The 24212-nt window shown below is 62.2% G+C and carries 23 protein-coding genes and 2 pseudogenes; 17 read left to right on the top strand and 8 right to left on the bottom strand.

Annotated features, from left to right (window positions below):
* Positions 1–85 precede the first annotated feature (85 nt).
* Complete coding sequence (locus R2N16_RS12855; RefSeq protein ID WP_316666090.1) at positions 86–373, bottom strand: acylphosphatase; 288 nt, start codon at positions 371–373, stop codon at positions 86–88.
* Positions 374–658: 285 nt separating this feature from the next.
* Between R2N16_RS12855 and R2N16_RS12850 the strand changes: the two genes are divergently transcribed.
* The 5 genes and pseudogenes from R2N16_RS12850 to R2N16_RS12830 form a co-directional block, all read left to right on the top strand.
* Positions 659–2443 carry an ABC transporter permease gene (locus R2N16_RS12850; protein WP_316666089.1) on the top strand — a complete coding sequence of 595 codons (1785 nt, stop codon included), beginning with the start codon at positions 659–661 and terminating at the stop codon, positions 2441–2443.
* 26 nt (positions 2444–2469) lie between these two features.
* Positions 2470–3843: an ABC transporter ATP-binding protein gene (locus R2N16_RS12845; protein ID WP_316666087.1), complete on the top strand. Its 1374-nt coding sequence runs from the start codon at positions 2470–2472 to the stop codon at positions 3841–3843.
* A gap of 736 nt (positions 3844–4579) precedes the next feature.
* Positions 4580–5053, top strand: coding sequence for a hypothetical protein (locus tag R2N16_RS12840; RefSeq protein ID WP_316666085.1), 474 nt, complete (start codon positions 4580–4582; stop codon positions 5051–5053).
* A gap of 79 nt (positions 5054–5132) precedes the next feature.
* Positions 5133–6353: a DUF6402 family protein gene (locus R2N16_RS12835; RefSeq protein ID WP_316666084.1), complete on the top strand. Its 1221-nt coding sequence runs from the start codon at positions 5133–5135 to the stop codon at positions 6351–6353.
* Between the two features lie 347 nt (positions 6354–6700).
* A pseudogene (locus R2N16_RS12830) lies at positions 6701–6914 on the top strand (AAA-associated domain-containing protein); the annotation flags it as partial.
* Positions 6915–7025: 111 nt separating this feature from the next.
* Here R2N16_RS12830 and R2N16_RS12825 read toward each other — a convergent pair.
* A complete protein-coding gene (locus R2N16_RS12825; RefSeq protein ID WP_316666083.1) occupies positions 7026–10307 on the bottom strand; it encodes an autotransporter family protein in 3282 nt (1093 codons plus the stop codon).
* 354 nt (positions 10308–10661) lie between these two features.
* Positions 10662–10838, bottom strand: coding sequence for a hypothetical protein (locus R2N16_RS12820; protein ID WP_316666082.1), 177 nt, complete (start codon positions 10836–10838; stop codon positions 10662–10664).
* Between R2N16_RS12820 and R2N16_RS12815 the strand changes: the two genes are divergently transcribed.
* From R2N16_RS12815 to R2N16_RS12805, 3 genes are all read left to right on the top strand, one after another.
* Entirely contained in the window at positions 10825–11853 is a 1029-nt protein-coding gene (locus R2N16_RS12815) for a dienelactone hydrolase family protein (RefSeq protein ID WP_316666081.1), read from the top strand. The genes R2N16_RS12820 and R2N16_RS12815 overlap by 14 nt on opposite strands.
* 77 nt (positions 11854–11930) lie before the next feature.
* On the top strand, positions 11931–12893 hold the full coding sequence (locus R2N16_RS12810) for a chromate resistance protein ChrB domain-containing protein (protein WP_316666330.1): 963 nt from the start codon (positions 11931–11933) through the stop codon (positions 12891–12893).
* A 33-nt stretch (positions 12894–12926) separates the two neighbouring features.
* Entirely contained in the window at positions 12927–14099 is a 1173-nt protein-coding gene (locus tag R2N16_RS12805) for a chromate transporter (RefSeq protein WP_316666080.1), read from the top strand.
* 161 nt (positions 14100–14260) lie between these two features.
* On the opposite strand, the gene R2N16_RS12800 is transcribed toward R2N16_RS12805, so the two are convergent.
* From R2N16_RS12800 to R2N16_RS12790, 3 genes are all read right to left on the bottom strand, one after another.
* Positions 14261–14566: a panthothenate synthetase gene (locus R2N16_RS12800; protein WP_316666079.1), complete on the bottom strand. Its 306-nt coding sequence runs from the start codon at positions 14564–14566 to the stop codon at positions 14261–14263.
* 178 nt (positions 14567–14744) lie between these two features.
* Positions 14745–15569: a PA3715 family protein gene (locus tag R2N16_RS12795; protein ID WP_316666077.1), complete on the bottom strand. Its 825-nt coding sequence runs from the start codon at positions 15567–15569 to the stop codon at positions 14745–14747.
* Positions 15570–15592: 23 nt separating this feature from the next.
* Positions 15593–16585 (bottom strand): lysozyme inhibitor LprI family protein, encoded by a 993-nt coding sequence (locus tag R2N16_RS12790; RefSeq protein WP_316666076.1) that lies wholly within the window; start codon positions 16583–16585, stop codon positions 15593–15595.
* A gap of 270 nt (positions 16586–16855) precedes the next feature.
* On the opposite strand from R2N16_RS12790, the gene R2N16_RS12785 reads away from it, so the two are divergent.
* From R2N16_RS12785 to R2N16_RS12755, 7 genes are all read left to right on the top strand, one after another.
* Positions 16856–17239, top strand: a complete 384-nt coding sequence (locus R2N16_RS12785; protein WP_316666075.1) for a lysozyme inhibitor LprI family protein — start codon at positions 16856–16858, stop codon at positions 17237–17239.
* Between the two features lie 494 nt (positions 17240–17733).
* A complete protein-coding gene (locus R2N16_RS12780) occupies positions 17734–18060 on the top strand; it encodes an ArsR/SmtB family transcription factor (protein ID WP_316666329.1) in 327 nt (108 codons plus the stop codon).
* Positions 18061–18071: 11 nt separating this feature from the next.
* Positions 18072–18554 (top strand): ArsI/CadI family heavy metal resistance metalloenzyme, encoded by a 483-nt coding sequence (locus tag R2N16_RS12775; RefSeq protein WP_316666074.1) that lies wholly within the window; start codon positions 18072–18074, stop codon positions 18552–18554.
* Between the two features lie 10 nt (positions 18555–18564).
* Entirely contained in the window at positions 18565–19059 is a 495-nt protein-coding gene (locus tag R2N16_RS12770; RefSeq protein WP_316666073.1) for an arsenate reductase ArsC, read from the top strand.
* 5 nt (positions 19060–19064) lie between these two features.
* Positions 19065–19772, top strand: coding sequence for an aquaporin (locus R2N16_RS12765; RefSeq protein WP_316666072.1), 708 nt, complete (start codon positions 19065–19067; stop codon positions 19770–19772).
* A 199-nt stretch (positions 19773–19971) separates the two neighbouring features.
* Positions 19972–20880 (top strand): alpha/beta fold hydrolase, encoded by a 909-nt coding sequence (locus R2N16_RS12760; protein WP_316666071.1) that lies wholly within the window; start codon positions 19972–19974, stop codon positions 20878–20880.
* A 119-nt stretch (positions 20881–20999) separates the two neighbouring features.
* Complete coding sequence (locus R2N16_RS12755; RefSeq protein WP_316666069.1) at positions 21000–21263, top strand: BTB/POZ domain-containing protein; 264 nt, start codon at positions 21000–21002, stop codon at positions 21261–21263.
* Between the two features lie 59 nt (positions 21264–21322).
* On the opposite strand, the pseudogene R2N16_RS12750 reads toward R2N16_RS12755, so the two are convergent.
* Positions 21323–21690, bottom strand: a pseudogene (locus R2N16_RS12750) (hypothetical protein).
* 714 nt (positions 21691–22404) lie between these two features.
* Between R2N16_RS12750 and R2N16_RS12745 the strand changes: the two are divergent.
* On the top strand, positions 22405–22881 hold the full coding sequence (locus tag R2N16_RS12745) for a hypothetical protein (RefSeq protein WP_316666068.1): 477 nt from the start codon (positions 22405–22407) through the stop codon (positions 22879–22881).
* A 53-nt stretch (positions 22882–22934) separates the two neighbouring features.
* Positions 22935–23462: a hypothetical protein gene (locus R2N16_RS12740; protein WP_316666067.1), complete on the top strand. Its 528-nt coding sequence runs from the start codon at positions 22935–22937 to the stop codon at positions 23460–23462.
* Positions 23463–23478: 16 nt separating this feature from the next.
* Here the strand turns inward: R2N16_RS12740 and R2N16_RS12735 are convergent, their stop codons facing one another.
* Entirely contained in the window at positions 23479–24021 is a 543-nt protein-coding gene (locus R2N16_RS12735; RefSeq protein ID WP_316666066.1) for a hypothetical protein, read from the bottom strand.
* Between the last annotated feature and the right edge of the window lie 191 nt (positions 24022–24212).

Genomic DNA, 24212 nt, shown 5'->3' with positions numbered 1-24212 from the left:
GGGTGGCCGATTCTCGGAGCCGACCTTGTGCAGCAGATGACGGTTTCGCGGCGAATCCGTGTCCGCTCTCTGTTGATTGCCGAAATTACACCGTCGGGCGGATCTCGAAACCGGGTACGGGCGCCTCATGCTCGCCCGTGGCCACGTCCAGTTGCGTGACCTGGGCGCTGTCCGGTCCCTCCCACATCCATTCCCGCATGCTCAGCACGTTGGCCTCGGGGCCGGCCAGGAAGGCCTCGACCGCTCCATCGCGGCGGTTGCGTACCCAGCCGCGCAGACCCAGCAGGCGAGCGCGGTCGGCACACGCGGCGCGGTAACCGACGCCTTGCACGCGGCCCTGTACGGTAACGATCACTTGCGCAATGGCGGACATGGCGGCCTCCGGAGCAAACGGGAGGTGAGTGTTGGATAAAACATGACAAACCGGCGCTGTCGCATCTCTGTCACATTTCTGGAATGTGACGTCGTCAGACTGACACCGCGAGGCGGGCTCTGACGTTACGCAAGGTAAACTAGGCGGCTTGCCGCCGGGTGCCAAGCAACGCTTGCGCAAAGCACTGCGCCCAGCCCCGTAGTACGCCATGCCATGTATTGCGCCTCGGCCCAAGGCCTTGAGGCGCCCGAACTTCGTCCGCGGTTTCCGTCCCGGTTATCCAAGATGCAGCAAAACGACAACGAAACCACCATCCGGGGCCGCTTGGGTACCACCTTCGGTACCAACTTTGGCGTCAACTTCGGCAACCTGCTGACGGCGCCCCCCAACCGGTTTGACCTGGCGCTGCTGCCGATCATCCTGGCCGCCATCGTGCTCGTGGCCTATGCCGCCAAGCAGATGAACGTGCCCTACACGCCCGGTGAACACCTGGACGTGACTCTGGACGTCATTGAACTGCCTTATTACCTGCTGCGCACCAGCATCCGGATGCTGCTGGCGCTGGGCGCGTCGTTGGCGTTCTCGTTTGCGTTTGCCGCCATTGCTTCCAAGAACCGCACGGCCGAAAAGGTGATGGTGCCGGCGCTGGACATCCTGCAATCGATTCCGGTGCTGGGTTTCCTGTCGATCACGGTCACGGGCTTCATTGCGCTGTTTCCGGGCAATCTGGTGGGCGTGGAATGCGCGGCCATCTTCGCCATCTTCACGTCGCAGGCGTGGAACATGGCGTTCTCGTTGTACCAATCGTTTCGCACCATCCCGACCGACCTGGAAGAGGCTGCCACGGTGTTCCGCCTGTCCAAATGGCAGCGCTTCTGGCGCCTCGAAGTGCCGTTCGCCATGCCGGGCCTGCTGTGGAACATGATGATGTCGATGTCGGGCGGCTGGTTCTTCGTGGTGGCGTCGGAAGCCATCTCGGTGTCGGGCCACGACATCAAGCTGCCGGGCATCGGTTCGTACATCTCGCTGGCGATCCAGCAACAGAATCTGCCGGCCATCGGCTGGGCCATCCTGGCCATGCTGATCGGCATCATCCTGTACGACCAACTGCTGTTCCGCCCGCTGATTGCCTGGGCAGACCGCTTCCGCTTCGACACGATGTCGTCGGAGCGCGAGCCGCAATCGTGGCTGCTTGACCTGCTGCGCCGCTCCGAGTGGGTCAAGGCGCTGCTGGAGCGCACCGCCGCGCTGGCCGAGCGCACGCTTTCCTGGGGTGCCGAGCGCACGCGCCCGACCGCCAGCGGCAGTGGCCACGGTTTCCCGCGCTTCCCGTGGTCGCACCGGGTGGCCGATGTCGTCATCATCCTGGCCGCGCTGGTCGCGGTGGCCCACGTGCTGCAGTTCGTGCGCTCCGAGGTGGGCTGGGCCGAGGTCGGCCACGTCTTCTGGCTCGGCTTCCTGACCATGGTGCGCGTGATCCTGCTGATTGCGCTGGCTGCGCTGGTGTGGGTGCCGATCGGCATCCGCATCGGCCTGAACCCGAACGTGGCGCGCATCGCCCAGCCAGTGGCGCAGTTCCTGGCGGCGTTCCCGGCAAACCTGATGTTCCCGCTGGCGGTGATGCTCATCGCGCGCTTCGCGCTCAACCCCGAAATCTGGTTGAGCCCGCTGATGATTTTCGGCACGCAGTGGTACATCCTCTTCAACGTGATTGCCGGCGCGTCGGCCATCCCGACCGAACTGAAACTGGCTGCCCGCAACTTCGGCCTGCGCGGCTGGCTGCTGTGGAAGCGCTTCCTCATCCCCGCCGTGTTCCCGAACCTGCTCACGGGTCTGGTGACAGCCGCCGGCGGGTCGTGGAACGCCAGCATCGTCTCTGAATACGTGTCCTGGGGTGACCGCACGCTGGTCGCAACGGGCCTGGGCAGCTACATCGCCGAGATGACGGCCAAGGGCGACTTCCCGCGCATTGCACTCGGGATTGCCGTGATGAGCCTGTTCGTGGTCGGCTTCAACCGGCTGCTCTGGAACCGCCTCTACGACATCGCACAAGAGCGCACCCGCCTGTAACGACGACTTTTCAGCAGAGAACACACATGGTTACCACCAGCACCCATAGCCAGAACACTGAAAGCGTCATGGAGCTGCGCGGCGTCTCGAAGATCTTCCGCACCGCAGACCACACAGACCGCGCCGTGCTCGAAGGCGTGGACCTCAACCTGCGCCAGGGCGAGATCGTCGCCATGCTGGGCAAATCGGGCTCGGGCAAGTCGACCCTGCTGCGCATCATGGCGGGCCTGGTGCGCGCCGATCGCGGCCAGGTGCTGTTTCGCGGGCGCGAGTACACCGGCCCCGTGCAGGGCATTGCGATGGTGTTCCAGTCGTTTGCGCTGTTCCCGTGGCTGACGGTGCAGCAAAACGTGGAGCTGGGCCTGGAAGCGCAAGGCGTGGCCAAGGCCGAGCGCGAAGAGCGGGCTGAACAGGCCATCGACCTGATCGGCCTCTCGGGCTTCAACAGCGCCCTGCCGCGCGAACTCTCGGGCGGCATGCGCCAGCGTGTGGGCATTGCGCGCGCGCTGGTGACCGAGCCCGACCTGCTGCTGATGGACGAAGCGTTCTCGGCGCTTGACGTGCTGACCGGCGAGAACCTGCGCGACGAAATGCTCGACCTGTGGGAAGACCGCCGCACCAACATCAAGAGCATCCTCATCGTCTCGCACAACATTGAAGAGGCGGTGATGATGGCGGACCGTATCGTCATCCTGTCGAGCGATCCGGGGCGCATCCGCGCCGAGGTGCGCGTGCCGTTCGCGCGCCCGCGCAACCGTGATTCCGCCGCCGTGCGCAACCTCATCGACGAGGTGTATGGCCTGATGACCTCGCCGCAGCGCGTGGGCGTGCATGTGGGCGTGGAGCCTGCCGCCGAGCAGCTTGCCTACCGCCTGCCCGATGCCGAGATCGGCCAGATGGAGGCCATTCTCGACCTGCTGGTCGAGGCGCCGTTCAATGGCCGTGCCGACCTGCCGCACCTGGCAGAAGAAGCCGGCGTGACCGACGACGACCTGCTGCCCGCGTGCGAAGCGCTGGCCCTGCTGCAACTGGCCACCATCGAGCGCGGCGACATCATCGTCACCCCGTTCGGCAAGACCTACATGGAAACCGAACCGCCCGAGCGCAAGGTGCTGTTCGGCCAGAAGCTGTTGGAGCGCGTGGCCCTGGCCGCGCACATCCGCGCCGAACTGGACGCCCACGAAGACGGCGAGATCCGCGAAGAACACGTGCTGCGCGAGCTGGAGGCCTACCTCAAGCCCGAAGAGGCGGAGCGCGTGCTCAAGATCGGCATCGAATGGGGCCGCTATGGCGAGGTGTATGAGTACGTCTACAACACCGGCATGCTGACCCTGCCCCGTGAAGAGCGCGAGGAGCGCGAAGAGCGTGAGGCGCAGGATGGTGGGGACCATCCGGGCTGAGGTAGCCGTGAGCAATCGTGCTCGCCTCGTGTTCCACGGAACACAGCACTGCACGTGCATGAGCAAACTCTGACGGGTTCCGCCGCACATTGCCTCAATGGAAGGTGGCGCTCGTATTCGCGGTGCCGCTTTCGTGCCATGAGAGAAAGCGGCCGAGGACTGGAACCCCCGGCGGTCACCAACAAGGACTAAGCGCTAGTCCTTGCCGCCACTCTCGTGTGGCCGTTTCCCTTTATGGGCGGACGGCGGACCCGGTAGGGACTACTTCGCGCCGATCGAGCGTTACCACTCTCGTTCCAACCTTGCTTGTGCTCGCCGGCCCTCCCCTGCGTGGCGAGTTTCCTCAAGCGTGCTGAACACCGACCATCGAGTTCACGACGGCCGTCGTCAAGATCAGAACCACAACGACTGCGTTTGGAACCCTCCCCATGGCGTTCGGAACCCAATGGGATGGTGTTCAGAACGCCATAGGGTTGAGTTTTAGACGCAACAGATCCGGTTCTGAACCTTAGACATGGCGTTCCGAACGCCAAATGTCGGGTACCAAACGTCATGCATGACGTTCTGAACGTGAAGGTGTCCCGTTCGGAACTGCATTGGCGTGGTTCCGAACACCCTCTGCATCAGCATTTTCTGAAAAGCGCTGGCTGACATTGCGTACGGCGTGGGCAGCGTCCACTCTCGCGCAGTCATGCCCCTGAGGCATGACGTTGCCAACCCGTAACAGAGGAATGCGATGTCGCAAAACCTGATTTCGTTTCAGCTCAGTGCAACCGATCTGGCCGCCGTGGATGGCGCGCTGAAGACGCTGGAAGACAAGCTCACTGGCTTGATCGACCTGACCATCGAACAGCGTCGGTTTCTGACCAAGATGGGCGGCAAATCCGAAGCGTTTGCCCGCACGGCGGTGGAGGTGCTGGGTGCCAACCCGAACGTGCTGCCCGCCAACTTCAACATTGCCGAACTGCGCCGCGATCTGGCTGCGTTTGACCTGTTGCGCAGCCGCCTGATGCGCTTGGACCGCATTCACGAACGGATGGTCGATTCACAACTGGCGCTGGGCAGTGACGTGATGAACGCCGCCTTGGAGGGGTATGCCTTCCTCAAGGTGGCAGGCCATGGCGAAGGGTTGGATGCAGCGCGCAAGGAACTGTCGGCGCGGTTCGCCAAATCGCCAAGGAAGAAGGAGGACGCCGTAGGGGTGGAGTGAGGCTCCGAGTGCAAGGAAAACCGCTGCAAGGCGGTTTTCTGCTGAATCCAACGGAAAAAATCCAAAGAGGCCACTCGAAATGAGCACGTCAGACGAGAAGATGCATTACTTGGAAAAAAACATCTTGTGGAATCCGTGGTGGGTGCTTTCAAAGAACACTTGCACGGCGCTTGATGCACAGGAGTTTTCTATCTCCATGAACCGGCCCGCACCGCCGCTACGGGACCAGCCGCCGACTCCACCGCCACCAGCAAAACCGCCAGAGCCCAAGCGGGCACCGAAGAGCTTGATCGAAGGGTTCTTGGATTTCAAGGACTGGCTGAATACGCCACCGCCTCCGAAATCCCCAAAACCTACTACTGCAGTGGCCTCAAGCAAGCCAAGAGTGAAGCCCTTTGACCTTCAAGATATTCCAGATGCACTGGATCGCATAGGTTGGCCAATGTCAGCAAAATTGCAGAGGAAATGGTTTTCAGGGGAGCTCAACTACGCTACCACTGACGAGGGGGCTGCAATTGGTATCAATCAGAATGGGAAGCCGTTTCCATCAAGCATGGTTGATACGACCATGTTCAAACTGGATTGGATACTTGGATTTGATCGAGCGAGAAAAAAATACGACGAACTCCTGAATAGGGACTACTTGTTTAGTAGGGCGGCTGTTCGTGTCCTCAAGAAAAAATTTATTGGAAAAGATTCGTCGGCTAACCATGTTGACCCCCGGGACTTGTGTGGCGCCGATATTCAGAGGTGGCATAAAGAATATCAGTTTCAGTTAATAACGGTTGATAGTGGGAATCTGAAGAAGTTTGAGATGTTCCTGAGGGGAGTGGCTTGGAAAGATGGAACATTCATGGATGATTTGTATGGTGCGCTAGGCGCCTTTTCGATTAATGCCGCCCTTGGGGAACATCAATATGTTGTTGACAAAACCGAGTGGAGGGGGCGGTTGATTGTCAATGAGATTGTTGTGTATATGCGTGATGTTTTTACATTCCATGACCGCTCTCAGGAGATGGGAACTCAGTATCTGGGACATTGGAATAAACGTGGCTTCATAGTGGTTCCGATTGCTACAGTTGTGGGTGAGTTGACCGAACTGGATTTTCCAAATTATCCAGTCGCTTTGTATAACGCCATATCGGATGCCACGGTTTATTATCCCGTGAGAAACAAGGGCTATAGAATTTGGCAGATGAAAACCAAGCAGGGTGGGGACATTGTTCTGTATTCTGATCGCCGGTCGGTGAGATTGAATCCTCCTAAAATAATAGAGTTCGATTTTTCTGGTGCGATATGAAATTGAGGCTGGTTAAGGCGATTTTTATTGTGTTTGTCATTGCTTTTGCTGCGCAGTACGCTTTCTTTGTTAGGAGTCGGATATATGCGGGTGAGTGCAGGAAGGAGGTGGATGACCTTCGTCGATATATTGGCGAGGTTTGCTATCTTCCTTATCGAGACGGTTCGTTGTTTAGGCTGTATGACGCAAAGAAAAATAAACTAATCGCGGAGAGGACATATAGTGATATTTACCCCCAAATCGTTTTTGATGGTGACCGTGTTTATTACCACCTTGGAGTCTCTCCCGAGGAGTACGTGCCGCTGCCGCCGACATTGCTAGATCGCCTCAGAGCCAAGCTCCCATGATTAAAAAGTAGTGAAGCGCTGAGCCTGCTGCAGCTGGCCACCATCGAGCGCGGCGACATCATCGTCACGCCGTTCGGCAAGACCTGCGTGGAAACCGGACCGCCCGAGCGCAAGGTGCTGTTCCGCCAGGAGCTGCCGGAGCGCGTGACCCGGAGCCGCGCACATCCGCGCGGAACTGGAGGCCAATGAAGACGGAGAGATCCGCGAAGAGCGTGAGACGCAGGATGGGGTGGGGACCAGGCGCAGTAACGCCGAGGCGTGACGAAAAGAAAGAGCCGCATCGAGCGGCTCTTTTTGTTTTACAGGCTAGACCGGCGAATTCCCATCACCACCCCCAACGCACCCCCGCCTTGCCGTTGACTCCGTGCAGGCGACGGTCCGCGCTGACCTGGTAGCCGAGGCTCGCATAGAACACGCCGTTCTTCGCCACCTGTGCCGTGAGGCCACCCGTCAGCTCCAGCGTCGTGCTCGGCAATTGCGACGTGAACGGAACGAAGCCACCGTCGGGCGACGACATCTGCATGCCCGTCTGGCCGCGGAACTCGTGCCACACATTCGCACGCACCCACGCGGTGTGCTGGCGCTCGGGCGATTCGCCCCAGCGCTTGCTCACGCGCACGCCCAGGCGGCCGAGCATCGAGTTCACCGAGTTGAAGCGCACGTCGGCGGCGCCGTCGTTGGCATCGGAAAACGCGGCACGCTGATACACGAGCTGCGCTTGCGGCTCGACGCGCCATTGCGGTGACAGCGCGATCGGGTAGCCCGCTTCAAGCGAAGCAGCGTAACCCAGCGCGTGCGTCTTCAAACCATTCACGCCATGCGGCGAGGCATCGGCGTCGTAGCGCGTGCCCTGCACCACGCCATCCAGATACCAGCCCGAGGGGGCAAAGTGCGTCCAGTACAAGCCGACCGTGTTGGCGTTGACGGTGTCGCGACCGGCGTCCGCGCCATCGGCGTGCGTCACGTCTGCCGCGATGCGGCCGGTGGCGAAGTAACCGCCGGCGTGGTCGTGGCTGCCGTCATCGCGCTGGCGCTGGTAGACATCGGCGCCGAGCTGCACGCCACCGAAGTCATAGCTGAACGCCGGGCCCTGGTTGCCGTAGATGCCGTTGCCATCCGACATGCGGCTGCCCTTCTGGGCGATGACGCGTGCCCAGCCGGTGCGCAGCATGGGCGATGTGCCTGCGGGTGCTGCGGCCTGGTTGCTCTCTTCACCCACACGCTCGTGCAGCGTATCGAGCAGCGCGCGGCCGTACAGCAGGGTCAGCGACGGAATGGCCGTGTAGAGCGAGACCTCCGGACGCAGCGCCGGCTGCGTGGTGCCAGTGCCCGCGCCTGTGCCGCCGCTGGTGCCTTGGATAGCAGTCTGCAGGGTGCGCAGATACCAGCTGTCCGCACTGGCGGAGCCACCGCGTTGCAGCGTGTACTCATACGGGCCGGCGACCACACGGTTGGCGAGCGCGAAGGCATTGGCCTGCGTGGTCGCGCCGTTGATGGCGCTGACGACTTCGATGCCATCACCGGTCGTCTTCGCGCCCGCGCCGCCGGCATTGGTGACGCGCACCGCCGTATTGCCGCTCGCGGTGCCGCCCGAGATGACGAGCTTGTCGGTCGGCGAGTTGTCGGCACCCAGCTTGGTGTTGATCGCCAGCACGCCACCATTGCCAACGTAGTTGCCGTTGACCACCAGCTTGTTGCCCACACCTGCGCCACCGATCTGCACCGTGCCGGCGTTGTTGAGCGAGCCGTTGATCGTCAGGCTGCCGCCGCCCGCGTTGGCAAACGCCGCCAATGCATCGGCCACGGCCACCGTGCCGTTGTTGGTGACAGCGCCGTTGACGGTGCCGTAGCCGCCCAGCGTGGCGTTGGCCGCGATCTGGACATTGCCGCCGCTGCCGCCGGCCATGGGCCGCAAGCTCTGCGGCGCATTGGCGCCGGACGCGCCGAGTGTCGCACCCGCATGCGCCGCATCGCCGATGGCCAGTGCCCCGCTGGCGACCAACGTATCGCCCTGGATCGCGTTGTTGGCGGTCAGCACGGTCGTGCCCGTGCCGGCCTGCGTGATACCGCCCGTGCCGGAGACTGTGCCGCCAAAGGTGAACACGTCCGACCGGTTGAACACCAGCGTGCCGTTGTCTCGGACATTGCCCGTGATCGAACCCGACGTACCACCGTTACCGAGTTGCAAGGCGCCCGCCGAGATGGTGGTGCCGCCCTGGTACGCGCTATCGCCCGCCAGCACCAGCGTGCCGCTGCCTGCCTTGGTCAGTGCGCCGGTACCTGTGATGCCCTGGCTCACCGTCGACGTAAAGCCCTGCGTATCGATCGTGCCGTTGGCATTGGTGATGCTGATGGCGCGCGTGGCCGCCACATCCACATTGCCCGTCAGTTGCAGCGTGCCGCCGTTGAGCGTCAGCCCACCCGTGGTGGCGCCCAATGCGCTGTCCGCGCCGATGGCGAGCGTGCCCTGGGTGATGGTCGTGCCGCCGCTGTACGTATTGCCGGCGCCGAGCGTGAGCGTGCCCGTGCCGGTTTTTTCCAGCGCACCTGCGCCCACGATCTGGCCGGCATAGCTGCCATCCACATCCTGCTGGAACCGCACCAGGCCGTTGTTCGTCACGGCCTTCGTCACGCTCAACGCATCGCCCTGCAGCGTGCCGCCCGCGTCCACCTGCATCGTGCCGGTGTAGGTGCCGTTGTTGCCTTGCAGGATCAGCGTGCCCTGCTGCACTTGCGCATTGGTCACACCCATGCTGGCAAGCGTCTTGGACAGCGTCCACGTGCCGCTGTCCTGCTTCTGCAGGGTCTGGAAGTTCGTGATGGTGCCCAGCGTCGCGCTATCCGTGCCGTTGAGCGTGATGACGTTGGCGCCGCCGCCGCCATTGATGCTGCCGCTCACCGACGAGCCGGTATAGAGGTGCAAAGCGTCATTGCCGCCCGCAAAGATCAGGTTGCCGATCACCTTGCCGCGGTTGGTGAAGTCGACCGACCCATTGCCCGACGCGCCCATCACGTTGCCGTTGGCCACGTCCGTCTGGATCGTCCCTGTGGCGTTGTTGATGACCGTGTTGCCACCGGAGGTGTTCTGGAACCAGATCGCTGCCCCATGCGCCGATTTGATCAGGCCGTCATTGATGATGGTGTTGCCCGTGCCTTCCGGGTTGACGGCCTCTCCGCTGAGCTGTGTGCCGTTGGCCAGGACCTGGCCGCCCTGCGCGATCGTCAGCGTGCTGTTGTTGCGGAAGTCGATCGCGTTGCCGCCGGTACCGTAAAAGCCGGAGGTCGACACCGCGTTTGCGCTGACCGTGCCGCCGGACTGCACCGTGATGTTGGCGTTGTCGCGCACGGCAATGGCACTGGTGTCCCCCACCGCCAGCGTGCTGCCCGTCTGGACCGTCACCGTGCGGTTGTCTTCTGCCGCCACGTTGCCGGTGCCGACGGTCGATGTGCTTGGGTTAGGTGCCGCCGTATCGCAGACAGTGGTTTGCCCGGTGGTGGTGCAGTCTGCATGCGCAAGCGCCCCGAACAAGGCGAGTGGTGAAGCAACAAGCGCGATGGAGACAAACTGAAGCCGCCCACGGCGGCGCTGGAACAATGGCGTAGACATACGTTTGCGTCCGCGCGCACGCGAAAAGAAGCCGCTACGTCTGCCCCCCCGGACAGACGTAGCGCGATTTGCGCAGACTTCCCCTTCTTATCTTTGATGGTTTGATGAAGTCCAACTTCCCCGGTGGGCCGATCATCTCGCTGAGGTTGTCTCCGCCCACGCCACGTCTCTTGCGATGGACATGTCAGAACAACCCATGACTGCGAGCATCAGCCCTGTCCGCACAACTTGACCTGCTGCATTTCTTTTTTAAAGTGTTGCGGACGGCGTGATTCTAGGAAGCGCGCTCAAGGTGGATTTACAAAGAATGTAAAAATCAACGGTATTTGAGAATGTGTTCCTCATAAACATCGATCAAGCGGCGTTTTTGTTTCCATTCAATAAAAAAGGAACGAAGAACCGCTCCCAACCTTGGATTCCAGCGATGACCGCTTCTGTGCCGCTTAAAAAAACCTTGAGAAGCCGCTTCTTTTCCCGAGACAGAAAAGAGTGTTGGCGCATGCCTGCGTGGCTGTGGATGCCGATCGTCATGCTGATGGTCGGCACGTTTATCGTGGCGCTGATTTCCGTGCATGCATCCGCCCAGGAAGTCCGCAGCGACCTCTCTGCGAAACCGACCGGCCGCATCCACTTCAACAGCGTCACCCCCAAGAGCAAGTGGGAGCTGGTACATCGCAAGTACGACAAGACACCCACGCCCATCTGGGGCACGCTGTATCTGCCCGAGAACCTGCAGGGCCAGGTGCCCGCCATGGTCATCTCGCATGGCTCGGCCGGGCCGCAGCAAAAAGACGTCGACCGGTGGGTACGCCTGTTCAACCAGATGGGCATGGCCGCCTTCGTGGTGGACTCGTTTGGTCCACGCGGCATTGCAAACACGATGGACAACCAATCGCAGTTGAACCCGGCCGCCAACGACGCCGATGCCCTGTTCGCGCTCAAGCTGCTGAGCACCGACCCGCGCATCGACCCGAAGCGCATCGGTCAGATCGGTTTCTCGCGCGGCGGCGGCGTGGCAATGGACATGACGCTGGACGCCTTCCGCAAAGGCGTCATGGATGACGACACGCGGTTTGCGGCACTGGTCGGCTTCTACCCGGGATGCTCAGCGCTCTGGTGGGAGGTGCCCCCGCCCCCGCTGACAGGCGCCCCGCTGATGCTCGCGCTGGGCGAGAAAGACGACTACACCCCCGCGCAGCTATGCCGCAATGCGGCGGACACCATGCAGCGCGACGGGCAGACCGTGGAGGTGCACGTGTACCCGGGCGCGTATCACGACTTCGACAACACGCGTGCCTACTTCAAGTACTTCCCGGGTGCGACCACGGCACGCGATTGCCCGCAGACCATGATCGACGTGCAGCACGATGCGTATTACCGGCTGCAGACCGGTGAGAAGTACGCCGGCCTCCAGGCCATGGAGGCCGACTACAAGCGCTGCACCGTCCGGGGCGTGTCCACTGGCGCCAACCTGGAGCAAGCCCAACGCGCAGAGGCCGACGTCAAGGCGTTCCTGACGAAGGCGATGGGCCTGTCGCCGCGCTGATGCGTGCGGCGGCGGGGCACTCATGTAGAAACCTCTACAGGATTGCAGCGGTTATGACGCACGCCTATGCTGCCGTCATGACCGCCTCGCCCGATTCCTGGTTGCTCCTGATCGTCAGCCTGCCCACTGCCAGAGCCACTGCGCGCATGCGCATCTGGCGCGCCATCAAGGCCATCGGCTGTGCAGCCTTGCGTGATGGCGTTTACCTGCTGCCTGCGCGTGCCGACCACGTTGCGCAACTCAATGACCTGGCAGACGAGACGTTGCAGGAAGACGGCCAGGCCTGGGTGCTGCGCGTGCAGGCCAGCGATGCGGCGGAAGATGCGGCCTACCGCGCCCTGTTCGACCGCACACCCGACTACGCCGACTGGCTGGCCGAACTATCCGAAGCGCGCCAGACGCTCAGCGAGCTGCCCACCGCCGAGCGCAGCCGGCTTCTGCGCCGCCATGCCCGCGCCTACGAGGCCATCCGCAAGATCGACTTTTTCTCCAACGAAGCAACCGTGCGCGCCGATGCGCAATGGCGCGACTTCGCTGCGGCGGCCGAATCCACGCAATCGCCGGGCGAACCTCGCGCCGCGTCCGGCGGCATCCCCCGCCGCGATCGCACCCAGTACCAGGGCCGCCTGTGGGCAACACGCCGGCACCTGTGGGTGGACCGCGTTGCCAGCGCCTGGCTTATCCAGCGCTGCATTGATCCGCACGCGCGGTTTCTGTGGCTCGACAGCCCCGCCAATTGCCCTGCCGATGCGCTCGGCTTCGACTTCGACGGCGCAGCGTTCACGCATGTCGGCGAGCGCGTCTCGTTCGAGGTGCTGATCGCCAGCTTCGGGCTCGATGACAACCCGGGGCTCGCGCGGCTGGGCGCCATGGTGCATGCCCTCGACGTGGGCGGCGCGACCACGCCCGAAGCCAGCGGGTTCGAAGCCATCCTGGCGGGCGCACGCAAACGGCTGGCCGATGACGATGCCTTGCTCGCAGAGATCGGTACCGTGCTCGATTCGCTGTATGCGCATTTTTCCGGCAGCGGGAAACCGTGATCGCTGTCACCCATCGCAGATCGCAGGTAACCCATGGACATTGCCCCTGAACGCCCCCTCTACACGCTGCGGCAACTGGTCCTGTATTTCCTCCGGCTTGGCGCATCGGGTTTTGGCGGCCCGGTTGCGCTGGCAGGCTATATGCGCCGCGACCTCGTGGACACCCGACAGTGGATCACCGAGGCGGACTACAAGGAGGGCCTCGCGCTCGCCCAACTCGCGCCGGGGCCGCTGGCCGCGCAACTGGCCATCTACCTCGGCTACGTGCACTACCGCATCGTCGGTGCCACGCTGGTCGGCCTTGCGTTTGTGCTGCCTTCGTTCCTGATGGTGGTGGCGCTGGGCTGGGCCTATGTGCGTTTTGGCGGGCTGACGTGGATGCAGTCGGTGTTCTACGGTGTGGGCGCGGCAGTGATCGGCATCATCGCCATCAGCGCGCACAAGCTCACCACGAAGAGCGTCGGCAAGGACAAGCTGCTGTGGGCCATCTACCTGTTGCTGGCGGCGGTGACAGTCGTCACTGAATCCGAGATGGCGTGGCTCTTTCTTGCCGCAGGTGTGCTGGTGTGGTTCTGGCGCGCGCCGCCCAAGTGGCTGCGGCAGGGCCGCATGAACGCGGTCGCCGTCGCACCCGCAGCGGCGGCCAGCGGCATGCTGGGCGTGATCGATTGGCCGCTGCTTTCGCAGCTTGGCGTGTTCTTCGCCAAGGCGGGTGCGTTCGTATTTGGCTCGGGGCTCGCCATCGTGCCGTTCCTCTACGGCGGTGTGGTCACGGAGCACCACTGGCTCAACGAAAAGCAGTTCGTCGACGCGGTGGCCGTGGCGATGATCACGCCCGGCCCCGTGGTCATCACCGTCGGCTTTATCGGCTACCTGGTGGCGGGCGTGCCCGGCGCGTGCGTGGCCGCGCTTGGCACGTTTCTGCCGTGCTACCTGTTCACCATCCTACCCGCGCCGTACTTCAAGAAATACGGCAAGCTGCCCGCCATCCTGGCCTTTGTCGACGGCGTGACGGCCGCGGCCGTGGGTGCCATTACGGGCGCGGTGATCGTGCTGGCCAAGCGCTCCATCGTGGATGTGCCGACGGCACTGCTGGCCGTGGCCACGGTGTTGTTGCTGGTGAAGTTCAAGAAGCTGCCCGAGCCGGTGATCGTAGCGGGGGCTGCGTTGCTTGGCTTGGGGCTGTATCCGCTGCTGCATCGCTGACGCGTGAGCGATGGCGCTCCACCGTCGCGTGCCCGCAAGGCGGCCAGGGTAACGGCTTCTGATTGCACTGACGCGTGGATGAGGATGTGCGTTTCAGAGCAACCCATCGCAACCACGACCGTCGGCGCACAGCACCACGGGATACGCCTCCAGGTGTGACCTCATTTCCACTTGGAGCCGATCTCCGCCAACCCTGCGTTCTGCAGGTCCTCCGCACTCATCACGATGCGGAACTCACAGTCTGCGTTGAACAGCAGGAACCACGGCTCGGCCAGCGCGGGAATCTGCGAGGCCGATTCCACGTTGACGATGAGCATCGCGCCGCGATGGCCATCCTGCTCGGTGAAGTACACGGCCTCGGGCTTGGTCTCGGCCATCACGCGCGGGATCAACTCGGCGATGGAGCCATCGCGCACGTAGGTGTTGAAGGGTTCGTGCGGAATCCGCACGTTGACGAGCATGCGCATGATTTGCCTCCTGGGTGATGGCCAGGGCAAGCGCCGCGACTGGGCCGCCACGGCAATTGCATGGCCGAACACCGTAGGTATAGGACGGGCGCCGCGTTTGCGTTATCGGCCGTTGGCTAGGCGAGATGGCGTAGACGCCAGGATGAGGGCGCGCAGCGAGCGTGCCCGCGTTCGCCGCTCAATCCAGCGGCACCAGTGCCTTCGGCACAACGTACTGCTTGCCGTCATACGCAAGCCGGTAGGTGGTGCGCTGCGGCTTGGCGTCGCGCGTTTGGCATTCGCCGGCCTTGTCGACCGTGCTGGTGGATGAGGATCTGATTTCCGACACGGCGATATCGGCGTAGCCATTGTGGGTGTCCGATGCCATGGTCAGCGTGCGCTTGGTTTGCTCGAACGTGCCGGCGCAGTTGGTATCCCATTCGCCGCCGCCCGTTTCCACAATGACGCCGTTCAACACCGGTTTCAGTTGCGCGCCCTGCACGGTGTAGAGCCACAGGTCGGTCTCGTTGAACGGATTGGGGCGCGAGCTGCCCTCCTTGGCGATGCGGACCCCGAACGCCAGCTGCCCAGGCGCGACCACGTAGCGCGCGGTATCGAACGTGACGGACCGGATACGCACCGCATCGTCCGACATGCGCGCGGGCAAGTGCAGACGCTGCCGGATGCTGCCGTTGCTGGTATCAAGCACGAACAGATCCAGGTCGCCTTCATTGGTACCCGCCTCCGTGTCCTCCTGCCGCATGAGCGGCACGGCCATGAGCACGAGTTCCGGGTGCGCGGGCCACGTGCGGCACACCACAGCATGAGGGTTGAACGCCTCCGGCAAGTGAACGCGGGCGTCATCGATCTTGTAGCTGCGGCCCAGGCGTTTTGCAGCGGGGTACGCCCGCTTGATCGCGCCTTCCATCTGGGCCGTGCAGGCGTCTTCAGCGGCGTGGATGGTTTGCGTGGCAAGCAGCAGGCCGGCAATGCACAGCAGTTGGGTCAGGCGGGCGTGGTTCATGTGTGTTGATGGTTGATGGGCTTTCAGTTCGGTATCGGCTCGTAATGCACCTTGCTGCGCCACTTGCCGTTGACGAGTGTCTCCTCGGTGACTTTCATCTTGTCGCCGCCACCCTGCGCGTCATCAATGCGGCGCTCAACGGCCACCGGCACATCGTGGTCGACGCGGTACGTTGTGGTCTCGTGATAGCAGCAACCGTCCTTCGCAAAGGTACGCAGACGCTTGGTCTTGGCATCCACTTCAAAGAACCCGAGTGTTTCCAGGATCAGTGCCGTCATCTCACTGTTGCGGACAAAGCGCTGCGCCTGCGCATTGAACACATAGACGTCGTAGCTGGGGCCGCCGTAGCTGCCCTCGTTGCCGGTCTGGATGCCGAAGTCTTCCTGGCCATCGAAGTTGAAGTCGCCAACGTTGATCACGCCCTGGTAGTCATAGAGCCGCGCCGAGTTGACCAGCGGCCCCTTGCCCTCCTTGGGCAGCGTGACAAACACCTTCGGCAGATTGATGACCTGGCGCACGGTGCGCTGGCCCTTGTCATGGATGAGCAACTGGGCCGGGCCTTCGCAGGTGGTGTCCTCTTTGCCGCTTTCCGCCGGGCAGGCTTCGAGCATGCGCAGCACGAAATCATGCTGTTTGGCGATTGCCTTCAGGGGGAAGACCGGGCCATCCACAGGCGCGCTCGGACTCGGGAAGTCCGGTTGCGCTTTCAACGCGTCAATGCGCGTGCGGTACGCCTCCTTCAACGCGGCCACGTCGACTTGGCCGGAGGGCACACGCTGTTTCAGCCAGTCACGCTGCTCGGCCTTCAACGCGTCGGCGTCGGCACCGTGTTTCTTCAACGCTGCGCGGTACGCATCGGCCAGTTGGCTATCCAGTGCCGAGAGCTGCGGATCATTGCAGATGGCATGCTCGATTGCGCTACGCGCGGCGCCGCAGTCGAAGCTGGCCGCCTGCGCAGCCGCGGGCAGCAAACCGATGGCAAATGCGATGGCGAAGAGACCACGAAATTGCGTCATTGGATGGACCCCTTGGGGGCCAGATGTGAGCGTGTGCGGGATTGTGCTCGGGAATCGGCCGGCGTGGGGTGCCTTATCCGCACATGGCGACGTCGGCATCCGGGCCCAGTGCGGCACGGGAAGACTTTTCCTACCATGGCAACCACCCCCGCTGTGAACACCATGAGGTATGCGATGGCCCTTCCGATGCACAACCGCCAGACCCGCCCGATACACCCGATACACCCGACACGCGCTCCCGCCAGCCAGGCTGTGCGTGGAGTCGTGCGCGTGCTATCGCTTGCGGCCGCGCTGCTCCTGCCCGTGGCCGCATGGGCCGGCGACCCCGTCGACGATGCGCTTCAGCAATGCCTGAAGAGCCCGCGAGGCAGCACCACAGCCGGCATGACCGAGTGCACACACACCGCCTACCAAGCGTACGACCGCCAGATGAACACGCTGTATCAAGCGGTGATGAGCAAGACGGACCCTGCCTCGCGCCAGGCCATCCGCGCCGCCCAACGTGCGTGGCTGGCCTATCGAAACGCCCAGAAGGCCGCCGACAACGCGCCGTGGCGCGCAGACAGCGGCTCGATGGCGAGCCCCGATATCGAAGGCCTGAACGTCGAGGCGATCCGGGCGCGCATTGCGGAGCTGGAGTATTACCCGCACTAGGCCGGCGTGAAGCGCCCCCCCCCGCGCTGTGGATAACTCCCTCTCTCCCTGTGAATAACTCCAGGGAAAAGCGTGTTGGTTCTCCGGGGTTAGCGCGCGCACAGCACGGGAACAACTTCGCACCGCGAAGACAGGGCCAGACGCGATCCCCGGACTCATCCACGCGACAGCACACGCTGTCCGACGGGTTGTCCGTTCTGTAAGCTATTGATGCAAAAGCGCTTTTTGCACCTATCCACAGGACTTATCCACCGTTATCTACTACTACTATCTGTATACATAAAGAAGTAAACCTATAAACCCTCTGTGGGGTATCGACCCCGTGATGGGGTTGTGGGCAAAACCGCATGCAGGTGCTGGCCAATGGTGATGACGCCACCGAACGCCATCACCCCATCTCTCGCGCAATAGCGTCAACTGTTCCCCAAGTGTTCCCCGCATCGCCGGCTGATTGGCGCCTTGCTGCTGCCCAATATTTCGAATATATTGGAAATATGGAAGAAAACGACGCTATCCGATCCCTCGCCGCGCTGGCCCACGGCATTCGCCTGCAAGTGTTCCGCATGCTGGTGGTTGCTGGGCCGAGAGGCCTGACGCCAGGTGCGATTGCCGAACAGCTCGACGTGCCGGGCGCCACCTTGTCGTTCCACCTCAAGGAACTGACGACCGCGCGCCTGGTGACGCAGGAGCGCGACGGTCGCAACCTGATCTACCGCGCGGCGTATGACCACATGAACGCCCTGCTGGGCTTCCTGACCGCCAACTGCTGCCAGGGCGAGGCCGAGGCCTGCCTGCAAGCCCGCACCGATTGCAAATGCTGAAGGAGCACCCCATGAAACGATTTCACGTCCATGTCCACGTTGATGACCTGAGCAAGAGCATTGCCTTCTACTCCAAGCTGTTTGCCGCCGAGCCGACGCGCGTGGAGACCGACTACGCAAAGTGGATGCTGGACGACCCGCGCATCAACTTCGCCATCTCTACGCGGGGCAGCGCGCCGGGCGTTGACCATCTTGGCTTCCAAGTGGATGACGCCGCAGAGCTGGCCGAACTGAAGGCCCGTGCAGAAGCAGCAGACATGGCGCTATTGGACGAAGGCGAAACCACCTGCTGCTACGCCCGAAGCGACAAGCATTGGATCACCGACCCGCAGGGCATCGCATGGGAGCACTTCCACTCGCTCAGCAACATCCCAGTATTCAGCGAAGGTCAGCAGGAAGAGGCGGCCACGGAGGACTCTGCTTGCTGTGCACCGCGTGCGCCGAAAGGCAAGCCGATCGGTATCGCAGTGAAGTCCGGCTCATCCTGCTGCTAAGGGCGAACGCATGACCACCAACGTCCTGATCCTCTGCACCCACAACTCCGCACGCAGCGTCCTGAGCGAAGGCATGCTCAACCATTGGGCGAAGCAACTCGGCAAAGACGTGCGCGCATACAGCGCCGGCAGCACGCCGAGTGGCCGTCTCAACCCCTTCGCACTGGACGCCCTCACCAACGCAGGCATCGACACCACCGGTTACCGCAGCAAAAGCTGGGACGAGTTCGTTGCCGACGGCGCACCGCAGATGCGCATCGTCATTACCGTGTGCGACAGCGCCGCAGCCGAAACCTGCCCGTACTGGCCCGGCAGCCCCGTGAAGGTGCATTGGGGCTATGCCGACCCGTCCAACGCGCCGGGCGGTGACGAGGGCAAGCGCCAGGCCTTTGAGGTGACACGCCAGGCCATCGGCTATCGCATGCTGCAGTTGCTGGCACTGCCGCTCGATACGCTCAGCAACGACGAGCTGCAGAGCGCGCTTGAACGCATTTCGCAGAGCTGAGCACCATGGTCGATATGCGTAGCCGGCTTACCGCCGAAGCACTGGGCACGGCGTTACTGCTGGCCATCGTCATCGGCTCGGGCGTCATGGCCGAACGCCTGGCCGGCGGAAACGTTGCGATAGCGTTGCTCGCCAACACGGCGGCCACGGTGGGCGGGCTGTACATCCTGATCGAAACCTTGGGGCCTGTCAGCGGCGCACACTTCAATCCAGTGGTCAGCGCGGTGATGGCCGCGCGCGGCGAGTTGCCCGGGGCCGCCCTGGTGCCCTACGTCGTTGCGCAGTTGATGGGTGCGGTCTTGGGCGCATGGCTGGCGCACGCCATGTTCGACATGAGCATCCTGCAGTTTTCCACCAAGGTACGCAGCGGTACGGGACAGTGGATTGCCGAAGCGGTGGCAACCGCCGGCTTGCTGCTGGTCATCCTGCGCGCGCCCAACGGGCGTGCTTCCTCCATGGTGGCGGCGTATATCGGCGCGGCGTACTGGTTCACGGCGTCTACGTCGTTCGCCAACCCGGCGGCGGCGTTCGGGCGCATGTTCAGCAACAGCTTTGCCGGCATCGCCCCCGGCAGCGTGCCGGGGTTTGTGCTGGCTGAATGCGCGGGCGCCGTGCTCGGCGTGTTGCTGCATCGCATGCTTGAGCCGCGCTTTGCCGTGAGCGGCCATCCCAACGTCATTGAATCGTCCGGCGAGCACCCGCCGAAAACGTAGCGCTTGAGGCCGCACGCACGCCTCCTCCCCCCCCCTCCTTCACGCTTGCGTGACGCGCAGCGCGTACTACTCTTTACGAGGTCTGCGTCGCGCGTTGCCAGACGGCCAAGACGGCGCATGCGGCCCGTACCGGCCGATCAGCGGGCCGCTTCACCACCGGCCCCGGCCGGCCACCCCGTCCCCCCAAGAGAGAAACGCCATGCGAAAACTGTTTGCAGCCGTCGTGCTCATGCTCGCCATGACGCCCCTTGTGCAAGCGCAGGTGAAGGCGTATCCGCCGGGCTTTCGGCACCAGAACATCCAGACCGACGGGGCGACGCTGTTTGTGCGCATCGGCGGCAGCGGGCCGGCCGTGGTTTTGCTGCACGGCTTTGGCGACACCGGTGACATGTGGGCGCCGCTGGCCGCCGAGCTGGCACGCACGCATACCGTGGTGGTACCCGATCTGCGCGGCATGGGGTTGTCGTCGCACCCCGAAGGCGGTTATGACAAGCGCACCCAGGCCGGTGACATCCGCGCTGTGCTGACAAAGCTGAACATCGACCAGGCCGATGTGGTCGGCCACGACATCGGCACCATGGTGGCCTTCGCCTATGCGGCGCGCTATCCGGACAAGACAACGCGGCTGGTCGTCATGGATGCCCCCGTGCCGGGCGTGCCGCCCTGGGAACAGATCGTCCGCTCGCCCAAGCTCTGGCACTTCTCGTTCGGCGGCCCCGATGCCGAGCGGCTGGTAAAGGGCCGCGAGCGCATCTACCTGGACCGCTTCTGGAATGAGTTTGCCGGCGACCCTTCCAAGATCGACGAAGCCACCCGCGTCCATTACGCCCGCCTCTACGCCAAGCCGGGCGCCATGCATTCGGCATTTGCGCAATTCCTGTCGATCCCGCAAGACGCGGAAGACAACCAGAAATCCATCGCCACCAAGCTGCCCATGCCGGTGCTGGCCATCGGCGGCGCAAAGTCCTTCGGCGAGAACGAGGCCATCGTCATGCGCAATGCCGCCAGCAATGTGCAGGAGCTGGTGATTCCAGATGCGGGGCATTGGTTGATGGAGGAGCAGACGCAGGCTACGGTGAATGCCATCGTCAAGTTCCTGGCGCAGTAGCGTCCGGTCTTGCTTATTGGTGCTTCAACGCAGCTCAACCAGAGGACTTTCCAATGCAGCCAGTCGTCAGGGTCTCGATTCTCCGGTGCCCGCCAGACAAGTTTGCCGAGATGCGGCAGATGATGAACGATCTCGAAGCGGTGCTTCGGCCCGGTATCGAGGCGATGCGCGGATTGGTCGCCTTTTATGTGGGCCAGGACGAGGCGACATCGTCGCTGTCGAACGTGAGCCTGTGGACCGATCTGGACGCGGCCAAGCAACTGGATACGTTTCGCCCGATGCTGGACTCGGGCAAGCCCTTTATCGACAAGGGCGGCACGTTCGAGCGGCCGATCATGAACTACCTGCCGATGTGGGAGCTGAAACCGGTGGCGAAGGTTTGAGGTTTTGTCGGGGCGGGCCCTGGCATTCCCGCCCGTCACGGGAATGCATCAATCCATTCTTATTCGCTGTAGCCCCGCCGCTCGATGGCGGCTAGTACGTCCCACGTTTGCGGATCGACATCGCGCCCTCCGAGCGACATCGAAACGTAGGCGTCAATCGCATCCACAAAACCCTTCACGAACGCCGGCGGGAACGACTGCGCAGAGAACACTTGAAGCTGTTCGCGCAGCATGCCCGGCCGGCATTGGCCGTGCGTGCACATGGCGGTGCGTGTGCGCTTGAGGTACGCCTGTGCTGCGATGGCGCCGTTCAGGTAAGTGCGGTTCTTGGTGAGCCTGCCTTGTCGGATGACGTGGGCGCTCGGGGCGGTGATGCTGGGGGAGAGCGATACGACGCGGGGAGATGCCCGCTTGCGAGTCCGGTCATGGAGCCTCCTGTGAGACAAGAGAGGCCCAGCCATTCGCTGCTACACGAGGGTGGCGGGCCCGACGACAGGGGTAGCAGACCGGCCTCACAGGAAACCGGCAGACCCGAAGGTCTCCCTGCCCGGCCCGCCATAAAAACAATAGGCGTGCACAAGCTCCGGATGAAAAAAGCCGCGTGGCAGCGGCTATCCGGCCTGTGAGAAAGAGACGGGCTGCTACACCCGGCTGCCGTTGGTGCGGCAGCGCGTGAATTATAGCGATGGGGGTAGCACCGAAAGTTGATTATTGAATCGCGAGCAGCGACGGTCGGACGGTCACACTTCACCCTCAAACACTGAAGCTTCACCCTCCGAGAGTCGAACGTCAGGGTCAAACACTGGCGTTCCACTGTTTGAGGGTCGAGCGTCAGTGTCAAAGGGTCGAACTCGACTGTTTGAGGGTCGCGTTTGAGCCTCAAACACTCGAACGTCACTGTTTGAGGGTCGCGCGCCACTGTTTGAGAGTCACGCTTCACCCTCCAACACTCGAACGCCACGGTCTGAGGCTCGCGCTCCACGCTTAAACGCTGGAGCGGCGTAAACGGTACGCGCCGTGGCAATGCGCGACAGCTTTTCGTCAAAAGTTGTGTACGGCATTGAGATACGCCGCAACGGTGGCCACCCTCAGCGGGTTGTGTCGACCGGCATGACGCTGATCCTGCTTAAGAAGGGTCGCAATGTCTCTGAACCGGATTTCGTATCAATCCAGCGCCACCGACCTGACCGCCGTGGACGGCGCGTTGAAGACGCTGGAAGACCGGCTCGCCAGCCTGATCGACCTCACACCGGCGCAGCGCCGAACGCTGGTGAAGATGGGCGACAAGTCCGAAGCCTTCGCGCGCAAAGCCGTGGAGGTGCTGAACAACAACCCCAACCTGCTGCCCGGCAATTTCGACCTTGCTGAACTGCGCCGCGATCTGGCGGGCTTCGATCAGCTGCGCAGTCGGCTCGTGCGCGTGGCGCGCATTCACGAACGCATGGCGGATTCGCAGTTGGCGCTGGGCAGCGATGTGATGAGCGCCACGTTGGAGGGGTATGCGTTCCTCAAGGTGGCGGGTCAGGGGGAAGGGTTGGATGCGGCGCGGAAGGCGCTGGCCGTGCGGTTTAGTCGGGAGCCGCAGAAGCGGGCCGATGACACGGTCGTTTCAGCTTGATAGTTGGACAAGCAACTTCAAAGGTATGCGATTCCTGTTGCAAGGTGATTTATATGATGCATGGTTTGGGTGTGGGTCTGTTTATCCTGATTCGCTGGTTGTTTGCTGCGATTGCGGTAGGGCTGATATCGACATGCGTTCTCTATTTCTTGTTCCAGAGAATCGGGCGGCGGAGCAACGCAGGTAAGACAGAGGTTGAAAGTGCCGGGCGCCCCGTAGCCGAAAGCTTCATAAAGCGTCGGTGCAAAACAATGGTGCTCATTGCCGCTTTGATAATTGGCGCGCAATATTGGCTAGCGGCACGCGATCGCATGGGGGCAGGTGCTTGCGAACAAGAAAAAAGCCGAGATCATCAATATATTGGTGAAATCTGCCTCCTTCCATACAAGGATGGAACGCTATTTAGACTTTATGATGCAAATACAAAGACAATTTTGGCGAAAAGAGAGTATTACGATCTGGCGCCCAAGATGTTTTTTGATCGAGATCGAGTCTATTACAGCATGGATGCCTCGAGAGAGGATGCATATATCCCGCTGCCGCCCTCCTCTCTCGACCGGATCATGGCAAGACTCCCATGAGATGAAAGTAGTGGATTCAATCCTTTCCGCTGCTGGGTTTGTTGGTGAAGTCGAGACTATCCCGCACACCATAATAGACCGCTCCCATGCTGCTACTGCTATGAGCGACTTTCAATGGTGCTATGTAGGCTTGCCGAACATTTTGGAATGACCCACTCCGACCCAGTCCGCCGAAATTCGATGCAATACAGAAATACTTTTTATGCGCCTTGGTTAGGATCGAATAAACCGCTTTTGAAGAGTCAATACGCTGTGGGCGATCCCTTCCTAGCCTCGTTGCCCGGGAAATCGGTACCCGCATCGCTCCAACAACAATCAGGTCACGCGATCCTTTGTTTGCCGTCGCATAGCCGAAAATTACGTCATGACGAGTATAGGAAAAAAGCGAGTAGCCTGGAATTTCATCGTCGCTGACTGTTCCGGTGCTATCAAGCTCGCTGTATTCGACGTCCGGGCCGCTACTTTCCAGAAGCATGCAGCTTCTCACGACTGATTCTGGAATCTGAGCGAGCGCATTGAGTGAAAACAATCCTAAGAACAGCGCTACCAATCGCTTCACAAATGCTCCTGAGGTTCCATGCGCGCATCTCCTAGCTTGCTGTGCATCGCCTTCACATTGCCGTTCTCGGCAAGCTGAAATAGTCGCGGCCAATCCTAGTCACAAGAAGGCTAGATATCTGCAAAGGTTTGTACCTGTTGGATGCGTTTCGGCGACTCGCCGGCAGGCAGGACGAACTTTAGTCGCGCTGA

It is taken from the genome of Ralstonia psammae, assembly GCF_958405935.1.
In the GTDB taxonomy this organism is placed as follows: domain Bacteria; phylum Pseudomonadota; class Gammaproteobacteria; order Burkholderiales; family Burkholderiaceae; genus Ralstonia; species Ralstonia psammae.
Note: the sequence above shows the minus strand (reverse complement) of the source record. Positions and strands in the feature narration are given on the sequence as shown.

Coding starts and splice junctions, on each gene's coding strand:
- R2N16_RS12780 (WP_316666329.1), top strand. CDS start 17,734: ATGGAAGAAAACGACGCTATCCGATCCCTCGCCGCGCTGGCCCACGGC.
- R2N16_RS12810 (WP_316666330.1), top strand. CDS start 11,931: ATGACCGCCTCGCCCGATTCCTGGTTGCTCCTGATCGTCAGCCTGCCC.
- R2N16_RS12800 (WP_316666079.1), bottom strand. CDS start 14,566: ATGCGCATGCTCGTCAACGTGCGGATTCCGCACGAACCCTTCAACACC.
- R2N16_RS12845 (WP_316666087.1), top strand. CDS start 2,470: ATGGTTACCACCAGCACCCATAGCCAGAACACTGAAAGCGTCATGGAG.
- R2N16_RS12815 (WP_316666081.1), top strand. CDS start 10,825: ATGCCGATCGTCATGCTGATGGTCGGCACGTTTATCGTGGCGCTGATT.
- R2N16_RS12755 (WP_316666069.1), top strand. CDS start 21,000: ATGATGAACGATCTCGAAGCGGTGCTTCGGCCCGGTATCGAGGCGATG.
- R2N16_RS12760 (WP_316666071.1), top strand. CDS start 19,972: ATGCGAAAACTGTTTGCAGCCGTCGTGCTCATGCTCGCCATGACGCCC.
- R2N16_RS12745 (WP_316666068.1), top strand. CDS start 22,405: ATGTCTCTGAACCGGATTTCGTATCAATCCAGCGCCACCGACCTGACC.
- R2N16_RS12795 (WP_316666077.1), bottom strand. CDS start 15,569: ATGAACCACGCCCGCCTGACCCAACTGCTGTGCATTGCCGGCCTGCTG.
- R2N16_RS12805 (WP_316666080.1), top strand. CDS start 12,927: ATGGACATTGCCCCTGAACGCCCCCTCTACACGCTGCGGCAACTGGTC.
- R2N16_RS12835 (WP_316666084.1), top strand. CDS start 5,133: ATGAGCACGTCAGACGAGAAGATGCATTACTTGGAAAAAAACATCTTG.
- R2N16_RS12775 (WP_316666074.1), top strand. CDS start 18,072: ATGAAACGATTTCACGTCCATGTCCACGTTGATGACCTGAGCAAGAGC.
- R2N16_RS12765 (WP_316666072.1), top strand. CDS start 19,065: ATGGTCGATATGCGTAGCCGGCTTACCGCCGAAGCACTGGGCACGGCG.
- R2N16_RS12740 (WP_316666067.1), top strand. CDS start 22,935: ATGATGCATGGTTTGGGTGTGGGTCTGTTTATCCTGATTCGCTGGTTG.
- R2N16_RS12825 (WP_316666083.1), bottom strand. CDS start 10,307: ATGTCTACGCCATTGTTCCAGCGCCGCCGTGGGCGGCTTCAGTTTGTC.
- R2N16_RS12770 (WP_316666073.1), top strand. CDS start 18,565: ATGACCACCAACGTCCTGATCCTCTGCACCCACAACTCCGCACGCAGC.
- R2N16_RS12820 (WP_316666082.1), bottom strand. CDS start 10,838: ATGACGATCGGCATCCACAGCCACGCAGGCATGCGCCAACACTCTTTT.
- R2N16_RS12840 (WP_316666085.1), top strand. CDS start 4,580: ATGTCGCAAAACCTGATTTCGTTTCAGCTCAGTGCAACCGATCTGGCC.
- R2N16_RS12790 (WP_316666076.1), bottom strand. CDS start 16,585: ATGACGCAATTTCGTGGTCTCTTCGCCATCGCATTTGCCATCGGTTTG.
- R2N16_RS12855 (WP_316666090.1), bottom strand. CDS start 373: ATGTCCGCCATTGCGCAAGTGATCGTTACCGTACAGGGCCGCGTGCAA.
- R2N16_RS12850 (WP_316666089.1), top strand. CDS start 659: ATGCAGCAAAACGACAACGAAACCACCATCCGGGGCCGCTTGGGTACC.